This window comes from Terriglobia bacterium, assembly GCA_020073185.1.
GTDB lineage: Bacteria > Acidobacteriota > Terriglobia > Terriglobales > Acidobacteriaceae > JAIQGF01.
Window position 1 is genome coordinate 40,875 of the sequence record JAIQFT010000044.1, and the last position, 11,616, is coordinate 52,490.

At 56.8% G+C, this 11,616-nt stretch carries 6 protein-coding genes; 5 read left to right on the top strand and 1 reads right to left on the bottom strand.

What is annotated here, in order from left to right:
- Positions 1-17 precede the first annotated feature (17 nt).
- The 5 genes from LAN64_15150 to LAN64_15170 all read left to right on the top strand — a co-directional run bounded on the left by LAN64_15150 (position 18) and on the right by LAN64_15170 (position 10,226).
- Positions 18-4,106: a DUF4157 domain-containing protein gene (locus tag LAN64_15150; protein ID MBZ5569174.1), complete on the top strand. Its 4,089-nt coding sequence runs from the start codon at positions 18-20 to the stop codon at positions 4,104-4,106.
- Between the two features lie 19 nt (positions 4,107-4,125).
- Positions 4,126-5,160, top strand: a complete 1,035-nt coding sequence (locus LAN64_15155) for a tetratricopeptide repeat protein (protein MBZ5569175.1) — start codon at positions 4,126-4,128, stop codon at positions 5,158-5,160.
- Between the two features lie 32 nt (positions 5,161-5,192).
- Positions 5,193-8,060: a glycosyltransferase family 2 protein gene (locus LAN64_15160; GenBank protein MBZ5569176.1), complete on the top strand. Its 2,868-nt coding sequence runs from the start codon at positions 5,193-5,195 to the stop codon at positions 8,058-8,060.
- 23 nt (positions 8,061-8,083) lie between these two features.
- Complete coding sequence (locus LAN64_15165) at positions 8,084-9,655, top strand: glycosyltransferase family 2 protein (GenBank protein MBZ5569177.1); 1,572 nt, start codon at positions 8,084-8,086, stop codon at positions 9,653-9,655.
- Between the two features lie 277 nt (positions 9,656-9,932).
- On the top strand, positions 9,933-10,226 hold the full coding sequence (locus tag LAN64_15170) for a molybdopterin-dependent oxidoreductase (GenBank protein ID MBZ5569178.1): 294 nt from the start codon (positions 9,933-9,935) through the stop codon (positions 10,224-10,226).
- A gap of 705 nt (positions 10,227-10,931) precedes the next feature.
- Here the strand turns inward: LAN64_15170 and LAN64_15175 are convergent.
- Positions 10,932-11,366 (bottom strand): CGGC domain-containing protein, encoded by a 435-nt coding sequence (locus tag LAN64_15175; GenBank protein ID MBZ5569179.1) that lies wholly within the window; start codon positions 11,364-11,366, stop codon positions 10,932-10,934.
- Between the last annotated feature and the right edge of the window lie 250 nt (positions 11,367-11,616).

An 11,616-nucleotide genomic window follows, 5' to 3' on the forward strand; every position in this document is an offset into this window, starting at 1 on the left:
GTGGACCGTCAACCACCATGAGTGAGACGCAACGTCTCAGCAAACCGAAGGATAAATCGCATGTCGCGCCTCCGGCCGCGGCGGCTGAGCCCACTCGCGCCAGCGTGGCTCGCTCCCCTGCGTGGGCGTCGGCGCCCGCCGGCGCACCCTTCGCTCTGGGTGGCGTGCAAAGGAAAGTTGCAATCGGCGCCAGCAATGATGCCTACGAACGCCAGGCCGACCAGGTTGCCGGCCGTGTGGCCAGCGGCGGTACCGTGCCCCCGGGAAGTATTTCTCCCATTGCTCCAGCGTTTTCGGGTCCAGTGAGCCGGCAGGCTAAGCCGGCAGAAAAGAAGAAGGACGATGCGCTTGCCACTCCGCCCGTACAGCGGGTCGCCAAGCCAGAAGAGAAAAGGAAAAACGAGAAACCTGCTGCCGCGCCGGTGCAGCGCGAAGTGAAGCCGGAGGACAGTAAGAAAGACCCCAAGGCGGCAGGAGCGCGAGTGCAGCGCCAGACCAAGCCCGAGGAGAAGAAGAAAGACACCAAGCCAGCTCCCTCAATTCAGCGCGCTGCCAAGCCGGAAGAAAAGAAAAAAGACGACAAGCCGCCAGCCCCAATTCAGCGTCAGGCAAAGCCCGAAGAAAAGAAGAAGGATGAGAAACCGGCGGCGGCTCCAGTGCAGCGTGCGGCTAAGCCAGAGGAAAAGAGGAAGGACGACAAGCCAGCTTCTCCTCCGGTCCATCGCGCGGCCAAGCCGGAAGAAAAGAAGAAAGACGACAAGCCGCCAGCCCCGGTCCAGCGTGAAATCCGGCCAGAAGACAAGAAGAAAGAAGAGACACCAGGAACTCTCCCCATCCAGCGCGCCGACCTGGAGGGCGAGGAGTCAGCAAATGGGCCAGTTCAGACAAGCCGGGCGGGGGGAGGACGCGCGGCGGCGGCCCCGTCTATGGAAAGCGCAGCCGCCCATGCCATTTCCACCAAGGGCCCAGGTGAACCGCTGAATTCGGCAACCCGCGGCGCCCTGGAGTCGGGCATGGGGACGGGCCTAAGCGATGTCCGCATTCACAACGATAGCTCCGCTCAGCAGGCTGCCAGTGACCTCAACGCCCGCGCGTTCACGCACCAGAATGACATTTGGCTGGGTCCGGGAGAGTCGCAGTCCGACACTCGCTTGATGGCCCACGAAGCCGCACACGTAGTGCAGCAAACAGGAAGTGTGCACCGGATGTTGGTGCAGAGGGCAGAAGTAAAGACCGCAGATAAGGGCGGCGCAGATGACCCCAAAACCGGCATCGTCAAACCTGACAAGAAGACGATCACATTCGACGAAATTGAAATCCCTTCCTTCAAAGCAAAAGACCATCGTGGCGAGGCCTATGAAGCCCACAAGCCACTGATCCGAAAGCGCGACTACCAGAGAGGCGAACCAAAACAGAGAGACAAATGGAAAAATGAGGTAAAAACTGCCGAAATTGCCAAACAGCTAAAAGCAAAGGCAGAACCAACGAACAAAGGGCTTCCCCAAGCAACGTCAGAGTACGTGTTCAAAGTGCCGACCCGAGGTAAAGGCGGAAAGCCCTTCGCAATTGGCACAATCGACGAGATCGCCAAAGAGATGACGATACCCTATTGGGGAGGGAAAGGCAAAACTCCGGAAACAAAGTTTTTCGATGTCGATCATATCGTGGAACTCCAGTTGGCTAACTGGAATGGAAAAGCAGGCTGGCCGAACGAGTTGCCAAATATGGAGCTTCTCGAGAGCGGTCCGAACCGTTCTTCGGGCAGCCTTATAGCCAACGCCATCGATAAAAAGGTGGCAGCCTACCTCAAGAAACTCAATGCTGCTGGTGCACAAGCCAGCTCCAAAGACAAGGAAGCAAAAGCTAAGGGCGCAAAGGGCAAAGGCTCCAAGCAGGACAAATCTGGCGTTGAGCAGATCAAGCAGGAGTATGACCTGATTTTCGAGAAAGCTACAGGAAAGGGTGGGCCAACCGTCGGCCCAGCCAGCTATTGGAAGCAGGACCAGATCGAAAAGGGTGAGCATCTTGGCCCCGTCGAGCCCTCAAGCCTGGATGAAATTGCTGGTAAAGGTAAGGTGCTCATTTTCCCTGGCGAGCACGGCGGTGTGGGCAAGAGTTTTTCCTGGACAGAAAAAGACGACAAAGCCAACGAGCCGCGGTCTCCCGAAGGCAAGTACGAACCCAATTGGTTAAAGCCCTTTGTCATAACGGAGAAGAAATTTGCGACCTCTGGCGAAGGAGTCGAAAAGAGCGACAAGCTAGGTCACTTAACGATTCACATTCCCAAAAATGCGAAGTGGAAGGAACAGGAAGAACATCCCCTCGACATCATGCGCATACCGGGCGCGCGGTATGCCGGGTATGTCAATGCGTATGCGGTTAGGAGGCAGGCGGAAAAGATCGAGAAAAAGGGCGCGAGTCCTCTCAAGGTCAATGAGTTCGAGATCCTGCCCGACGAGGGCATACATGTCAGCGGGCAACTTATTACGGATATTCCCCTCATCAAGGGAGCAGGAATCGACCTTGAACTGCGAGGCGACGAGTTCCGAATCTCCAAGACCTTCAAGGTTGGCGAGTTTAAGGTCCCCAAACCCTTCTCTGTAACAAATTCCTCTCTGACCGTCTTTGCCTCAACCGAAAAACAATTGGGAATCGAAGGTGAAGCCAACTTCGCCATCGACAAAGTGGGCGAAGGCTACCTGAAAGGGGGGGCTAGCGGCGGCGGCTTCAACTTGGCTGGCGGCTTCGAGTTTGACAAGAAGCTGTTCGATGACTTCCGAGTGGACATGAGGTACGAGAAAGATGTCTTCAGTGTCGAGGGACACCTTGCCATCAAGGAGGGGAAGCTAAAAGGCGTTAAGTCCGCGAGTTTCACTATCGGTTACAAAGAAGGACGGATCGACGCGTCGGGTACGGTCAAGCCACATATTCCCGCAGTCGAGCAAGGAGAACTGACTCTCAGTTACTCGGAGGCCGAGGGCCTGGTCATCGCGGGGTCGGTTGAACTAAAAAAAGACGTTCCGGGCATTGCTGGTGGCACGCTACGGGCGCAAGTCACAAAGAAACCAGGCGAAGACCGCTACATCGTCAAAGCCAGCGGCGAGGCCACTCCAAAGATTCCCGGGATCAGCTCGAAGCTGATGGTCAGCTATGACGATGGTGCCTTCGACGCCACGGTGACAGCCGGATATGAGAAGGGAATGCTCAAAGGTTCCGTCACCGTGGGCGCGACCAACCGTCCGGTAGGTGACGACGGCAAACCCGGCGAAGTACCCGCCGCTAAGGCTGACAAGATCACCGTGTACGGCGGCGGTTCCGTCACCCTCAAGCTTGCGCCATGGTTGCAAGCTACTGCCGGCATTCGTTTTCTGCCGAACGGCGAAGTCGAAGTCACGGGACAGATCGGGTTACCCAGCGCACTCAACCTCTTCGATGAAAAGAAGGTTGACAAAAGCCTCTTCAAGATCAATATCGATATTCCAATCTTCGGATTGTCGGTGCTCGGGCACCATATCGGCGTATTCCTGGAAATCGGGGGTGGTCTGGACTTGAGCGCCGGTATCGGACCTGGCCAGTTGCAAGATGTCAATCTGGGCGTCAAGTACAATCCCGCGCACGAAGATGAAACTGAGGTCCACGGCCACGCGGCGTTACATATTCCTGCGCACGCCGGCCTACGGCTGTTTGTGAGTGCCGCGCTTGGAGCGGGCATTCCGATCGTCGATGCCAAAGCTGGGCTTGAGTTGGGTGGATCTCTTGGCGTTGAAGGCGCGCTTCACGCCGATGTGGACGTTGATTGGACTCCGAAAAAAGGTCTCGTGCTGGATGCCAATGCTGAGATATATGCCGAGCCCAAGTTCAAGTTTGATATCACCGGCTTTGTACTGGTGGAGGTCGATCTATTGTTCACGACCAAGACGCTATACGAGAAGAGATGGGAACTGGCCGCGCTCGAATACGGTTCGGGTTTGCGGTTTGGAATGAAATTACCGGTGCATTACGAAGAAGGTAAACCATTCAACATTTCTTTGAGCGACATCCAGTTCGAGAAGCCGGATATCGACCCCATGGCAACGCTCAAAGGGTTGTTTGACAAGATTGTTTGAGTAACTGACGGAGGTTCTCATGGAAAACGGAACGGCATTCTCGCTGACCGGCAAGACCAACGGTGGCGCTCACGGGCCGCTTTCAAGCTCGCGCAAAGCCAGCGACCGCGGTGCCCGGCGCCATCTTGAGGGCGATTCCGAGGGCGCAAAATCGGAATATCTTTCTGCGCTCGAACTGGACCCGAATAATCCTACCGCGCACAACAATCTCGGCTTCCTGTTGGCGCAGGAAGGCGAATTGGATGCTGCCATCGCCCACTATCAGCGCGCGCTGGAGGTTGATCCCCACAAAAGCATGGCGATGGCCAACATGGGGATTGCCCGCGTGGCTCAAGGGGAAGACCAGGCAGGCGTTGATTGGCTCCGGCGTGCGGTGGAGACCGATTCCACGAATGTTCTTGCCTTGGACAATCTGGCGCGGCTCTTGCTCAAGTTGCGCCGCCTTACCGAGGCGGAAGCCGCCGCGCGCTCGGCTCTTGAAGTCTCTCCTTACGAAGCTCGGATCCTTCTGACACTGGGCCTGGCAGTTGCCGGGCAGCAACGGTTGAATGAGGCCGTGGAAATTCTGAATCGGTCGGTGCAACTCGACCCGAAATCCGCGAATGCCTGGGAGCAGTTGGGTGTGGTTTTGTGGATGCGGCAGGACCTGGGTTCGGCTTCCGACGCCTTGCGGCGTTCTCTGACGCTTGCACCGAACAATGTATCGGCGCGCTATCACTTCGCGCTGGTCCTCCTGACTAAGGGCGACCAGGATGAGGCGATTCGTGAACTCGCATCCGTTCTGGCGATTGATCCTGGACATGTACCGGCCCAGCTCGACCTGGCGGTGCTCGCCGTCTCACGCGGTGAATGGCAGGCCGCGCTTGGCCGGCTGGAGATGGTGCTCCATATGGATGGAGAAAATTCGCGGGCGCTGTTTTACCGCGCCGTGGTACTCGACCGGATTGACCGCCAAGATGAGGCAACGCCAATTCTGCAATCCCTGGGCGCGGGCACGGGGAAATATGCGGAAAGGGCACGGCAGTACCTGGAGGAAAGGAGCACTATTTCGTAGCTGCGCCTCCTGAATCCGTGGAGTAAGCCTGAGTGAGCTGCGCAACGTCCCAACCCGAACTTGGACACTTCCATCCTGCGAGGGAGTCGCGTCCTCTGCCGCGCGAGCTGAAGGATTTCTGCGGCTTTCACGCCGGAGAGACGATTCTGGTTTGTGGCTGCGGCTCTTCGTTGGCGCAGTTGGTTGCTCCAGAGAGGTTCATTACTATCGGGGTGAATGATGTTGGCCGGCTCTTCCAGCCCGACTACCTGGTTGTATTGAACCCCAGGCAGCAGTTCCAAGGCGACCGTTTTCGCTTTGTCGAGGAGAGCCGGGCGCGCGCCATCTTTACCCAGTTGGATCTGGGGATCCGCCACCCGCACATCGTAAAAATCCGTCTGGGAAGGTACGGCGGCGTTGATTGTTCTGATCCTACCTCGCTGCACTTTGCGCGTAACTCTCCCTACCTTGCGCTGTGTCTGGCGATCCATATGGGAGCGAAGAGGATCGGGTTAATCGGCGTCGATTTCACCCAGGACCATTTTTTTGCGCGCACGGGCCAGCACCCGCTTACACGGGAACTCCCTCAGATTGACCAGGAATACGCACGGTTGCACGCTGCTTGCCGGGACAACGGCATCGAGATCGTCAATCTGAGCGTCCACAGTCGCCTCACCGCTTTTCCACACCTTTCCTTGCAGGAATTCTATGGTGTCGAGGCGGCCTCGCTTCGCATCGTTTCCTATTCCACAACCCCGATGGCGGGTGTGCCCGCGATCCTGTCCAGGTGTATCGCTGCGTGCACACCGCATCAGCCTCGCTGCGTCGTCGCCACCAACAGCTACGGCAATGGAGTGAGCTTTGAGGGAGATGTGGAGTGGGGACGCTCACCGGAAGAGGCGCGTGAACTTCTGCGGTCCGCCGATCTGGTTATCGTTCATAACGGCAAGATTGATTTCGCGCACCGTTCTCTGTTTGCGCGTAAGGCTGTCATTACCATGGCCCATAACTACGCGTGGAACGTGGATACGACCTTCGTCGAGCAAGGTTATCCGGGCGTGGTGGTAGGACAGTATCAGGCGACACTCCCGGAATTTAAGACGTGGCAGGTGGTGCCCAACCCCGTACCGTTGTGGGAGAAAGAGTTTCAACCCGGCCTGAAACAGCCGCCGATCACGATTTGCTACACGCCTTCAGGAAAGCATGATCATTACCCCGTGAATTCCAGGCTGCACTGGCACTCGAAGGGGTATGAAACCACGGTGCGCGTCTTACGGGTGCTGGCGCGCCAGTATCCACTGCGGCTTGAGTTAATCGACACACGTCAGATCTCTCATGCTGAGTCGCTGGCGAAGAAGCGCCGTGCTCATATCGTGATTGACGAATGCGTCACCGGCAGCTATCACCGCAACAGCTTAGAAGGGCTGGCGTGCGGTTGTGTTGTCGTTAACGGCCTCGGCCGTGTTCCCGCCATCGTGGAGGCATTTTGCTCCTGTGCTCCCAGCGACAGAGATGTGCCATTTGTGTGTGCCGGGCTCGACAATCTGGAAGAGGTAATCACGCTGCTGATCTCAAATGGCGCCGAGGCGCTGCTGCAGCAAGGCAGGCATAACCGCTCTTGGATGGAATCGCATTGGAATTTCACTCAGCAGTGGCAACGGTTTTGGCAACCGGTTGTCGGGGCCGCATTGGGGAAAGCCCGTAGTGCGGGCTCTTGGATGGCCATTCCGCCTAAAGTACAGACGAATGGAGCTAACCACATGAGTGCAGCAACTCGGAGGCAACCGCCGCCAGGAGTCAGCGTAGTGGTGTGTCATGGCGGCGAAGATAGGCTTGGCCATCTAAGCGCGTCGTTGGCTAATCTGCGCCAGTGCCACGGCGTCAATGAAATCATAATCGCCGACATGGGAACTTTCCCCTGGGCCGAAGGTTTGGCCAGGAGGCGGGCCGATAAGTACATCTTCATTCGAAATGACGATGCGTTCGAGCGTGCCCGCTGTCTGAATGTGGGAACAGCAATCGCAGAGTTCGACCTGGTGCTGTGGATAGACAATGACCTGATGGTACCGGCTGGCTTCGTCAACAATGCAGTCACGGAGATGCGTGCCCGCCAGTTAGACTATTTGATCCCTTATGTTGCGGTTAACTATCTATCGGAGGCAGATAGTCAAAAGGTCATGGAAGGCGCCCTTGGCCCTGCTGCGTGCACACCCGTCAACAGCTACCGTGCTCTCTATGTGTGTGGGGCCGCCGGCCTTGTCCGGCAATCGTTTGTTCTTACCTATGGCGGCCTCTCGGAACTGTTTCGCGGCTGGGGCGGCGAAGATGGAGCCTGGTGGCACAAGGCCAAGCTGCTGGGACAGGCTGGCGTGGTTCAACGGCCGGACCAGTATATCTACCACCTCTTTCATGCGAACTCCGGCGCCTACGGAGGTTCACAACATCGTGACAGCAACCCTTATTACTCCAGGAACCTTGCCGTACTCACGGAAATGCGTTCCATCAGGGACCGGCAGCTTTATCTCAAGCGCTTCCCCCGTCAACCATTGTTTTCGTGTGAATGGCAGGGGAAAAGGGTTCTCCTTTTAGGGAAGGCGGTGCCAGAGACTGATGGTTTTGCAACAGAGGACCTTGGGCGCTCCTTAGCGGAGCTCACAGGTGTTCAGGTTGAGCACCAGCCTGCCAACGGAGCGTGGGAATGGCATCATCAATCGGATGCAATCGTGATCTTCAGCACGCCTGCAGCGACGGCATTTCTGTCCGATGAATCCTTACGGCGCTTGTGGCAGAAAACCATCGTTCTACACAGCGGTGGAGACTTGAACGATATCGTCGTGGAGCGGCTTAAGAGAGCTGGCGGGATTCTCGCAATGCAAAGTCCTGACCTGCAGGCGCTTCAGCACGCTGGCCTTCGCCCCTGACCATTCCTCGGCTGGATAACAGCATGGATCCATTGCGTACCACGGCCATTCGGCTTCTTCAGCCGCTTTCCATGATTCTGGGAGGGGCAATGCCTCAAGCTGTTAATCGCGTGAGTTGTACTGCTGAAGAGGCGAAACACCCGAACGACAACGAGCGGCGGCACGTCGCGAGCCCCCTCCATAAAGTGAGCATTCTGATCACCAGTTTCCTGCGTTTTGGCTATTTAAAGAACTGTCTCGCGGGAATCGAGAAGAATCTGCCTGAATGCAAGGTCATTGTCGTCGATGACAGTGGTGATACGTCCCTGGGCAGTAGTGAGATGGGACGTGTGTTCATTTATCTCCCATTCGATTCCGGTCTTTCAGCTAAGAGTAACGCTGGTGTGAGAGCCTGCATGACCGATTACCTCCTTATGGGCTCGGATGATTTCGATTTCAGTACGGATGAGGCGCGTGCAGGGATCGAGAAGCTGGTAAGAGTGCTGGATGAGCACGCAATTGTTGATGTTGCGGGTGGGCATCACAATGACCAGCGTTATGAGGGCTTCTTAGAGTCAGTACCGGGCACATACATCAAAGAAACACGCATTTTTGGGCCGAATGGTCCGCAGGGATCTTCACGTTCACTTAGCGAGAACTACGAGTTCTACAAAGTCGATCTGATCGTGAACTACTTCCTCGCACGCACGGAGTCAATCAGGCCGTTTCCATGGGACGAGCGCATGAAGATCGGCGGCGAACACGGCGATTGGTTTCTCACGCTAAAGGATGCTGCCAAAACCGTCGTGTGGGTACCAGGCGTGAACATCAATGAGCAGGCGCATGACAGAAGCAAGGAGCATCCCGACTATGGCAAGTACCGTGGGCGCGCTATAAGCTTGGGCCACAAGATCTTCCTGGAAAAGCGCGGCGTCCGCGATTACTGCGGTTTCGATGATCCGGTTCCAGCGGCGATCAAGCCCGCGTCAAGAATGTTGCTCGCCATCATCACCTGCAAAGAGAATGCAGATCGCGTAAGGGCACAAAACGACACTTGGATTCCCAGGGCCGTTGCTGCCGGTTATCACGTGCAGATATTCGATGGCGAACGTCTCGGCGTGCCTGATGATTATTACTCGCTCATTCAAAAGACCCAAGCTGTGTGCCAATGGGCAATAAACCATGGATATGAGCGGTTGCTCAAAGTCGATGATGATTGCTGTATCCGCGTCGATCATCTTCACCCAACCAACTTCGATTACGCGGGCATTGTCGTCGCGGCTAACGATTGTGGTTCAATCATTCCGCCCGGTGTGCCGCCCAAACCGAAAGGAACATATCCGTATAACTATGCATCAGGCGGCGCATATTGGCTGTCGCGCAAAGCCATGGCGATCATCGCCGATGCCGAGCCGAATGGCGATTGGGCCGAAGATCGTTTTGTAGGCAACACTTTGGCGAGGCATGGTATTTTCGTGCAGCGTATCTCAGATTACGCATGGGTTACTTCGGATCGCGTGCCGCCTCGCTGGACGGTACTGACGCAAATCCCAACGCCTGCACTAATTCGCGAGGTATTCCGCAGGCCAGGCAAGTTGCCAGTGCCGAGGCACTGAACCGGCAGACCAGAAGTGAATGTACCCACTACGGAGTCCGGTTTTGAGGTGAGCCTCGCCCTCTGGAACCTGGAGGACATTTCCGTGAGTTAAGCTGATGTCAGGTTGATTTGCCCGCGTCAAAGACGCGTTTTATCATATCGCGCGTGACGGACCTGAAAGAGGGCTGTGCTCTACCACTCGAATACGATCAGAAGCGTTACTCAGGAGAGCTATTTTGGCGGTGGAATGCGAGTGGTCCCTATCTGCTTCGGCGGCGCCGCGGGATCGAGCCGGCGTGAAGAGTACAGGGAAATTCGTCGCGTTCTTCGGGCTGGACGAGCCGCCGGAAAAGGCTCCGAAGTTCGTCCGTGGCGTCCCCATCGACAAGGCAATGGACCCGGACACGCTGCTGGCGACGCAGATGAACGGCGCGGCGCTTTCCAAGCATCATGGCTATCCCGTGCGCGCGCTCGCCCCGGGCTGGATTGGAGCAGCGTCCTGTAAGTGGCTGGCTGACATTCGCGTCCTCGACAAAGAGTACGAAGGCAACTTCATGAAGCCGGGCTATCGATGCCGAACAACCCGGTAACCAAGGGCGGCGACATCATCGGTGACACGACGCCCATCACGCGCCTGAACGTCAAGTCGCTGATCAGGCGCCCGAGCGACGGAACGAAGGTAAAGGCGGACAGGCCGGTGCAACTCTCAGGCGTGGCATGGGCCGGCGATGCGGGACGTTACCAAGGTTGCAGTGTCAACCGACGGCCAGAGCTGGCAACCGGCACAACTCGGAAAAGATCGCGCGAAATACGCTTGGCGCATGTGGCAGTACGCGTGGAAACCGGGCAAGGCGGACGAGTACATGGTCATGGTTCGGGCCTATTGCTTCGCATAAATTCTAGCCATGCTCGATTTTCGGCCCGACAGCAGCTTGGACTGGGAAGGGAGCGACCACGATCGGATGAACGCAGCTTCGACCCGGCGCGAAGGGCTACCACCGCAGCGCCGAGTTCCGCCTGCGATGCCCGTCGGCTTCGATCCACGAAGAGAGCCCCCATTCGCCCAGCAGGTCGAACTTGCCTGCGGTGTTTTCGACAAGCGCTGTGATGCTTAGGTTGCGAATCACAACAGCTCCCTTCAATCGACACTCCGATGCTAGCGAACAGTAGCGAGTTCGACTTTCATGCAAACGGAATCGAGCACCTGCCGGAGATCAGCGATGAGGTTTCCGACGTCCTCGATTCCAACCGAATAGCGACACAAGCCGTCACTGAACTTTTGCTCAGCGGCTGCGTTAATCGTATCGAAGCCGTATGGCCTCGTCTTCGACGACATGCTTGATCCTCTCCCGCCATTCCGGAGATTCCCAAGTTCCCAGTGCATCGTGAGTCAGGAAATACTTCTGGGGAATCGGATGGGTGCCGACGACCGCCCGAATCTCGTAGCGTTTGTCGATGAATTTGCAGAAGTCGTCGATGTGCGGACAAGGAGGGTATCCGACGACCACACCGGTGGCTAAATGCACGACCTCCGCTCCGTTCTTTTTCATTTCCTCCGGAGCGTACTCTACATTTCCGCCTGGACATCCGTCACACGTGGTGTAGCCCACGAGCGTTACATCTCGGCCTTCGTATAGGCGGAATGCTCCTTCACGAGCCTGTAGTGCCCTGAAGCACTTCCCCCCAGCGCACGTACGGTAACGATTGCAGATTATGATTCCAATCTTCACTCGATCGCACTACTGTCCAAATTAGCTGAGACCACGGTTCAGCGTCATTGAAAACGGGAGACATAATCTTCCTCTCCCGCCTTCGCCCAAAGCAGGTTGGCCCCGCGAAACCTCGATTGCGCCTCCCGAAATCGCTAATTCGGCCAAGGTCTGCTCTTGGGGAAACGGCTGCTGTCCAACTACTGCCCGGCCATCGCGAGTTGCTCCGGCAGCAAATCGGGCGGCTCCGGCGCTTGAAACGGATGGTCGA

Coding starts and splice junctions, on each gene's coding strand:
- LAN64_15150 (MBZ5569174.1), top strand. CDS start 18: ATGAGTGAGACGCAACGTCTCAGCAAACCGAAGGATAAATCGCATGTC.
- LAN64_15155 (MBZ5569175.1), top strand. CDS start 4,126: ATGGAAAACGGAACGGCATTCTCGCTGACCGGCAAGACCAACGGTGGC.
- LAN64_15165 (MBZ5569177.1), top strand. CDS start 8,084: ATGGATCCATTGCGTACCACGGCCATTCGGCTTCTTCAGCCGCTTTCC.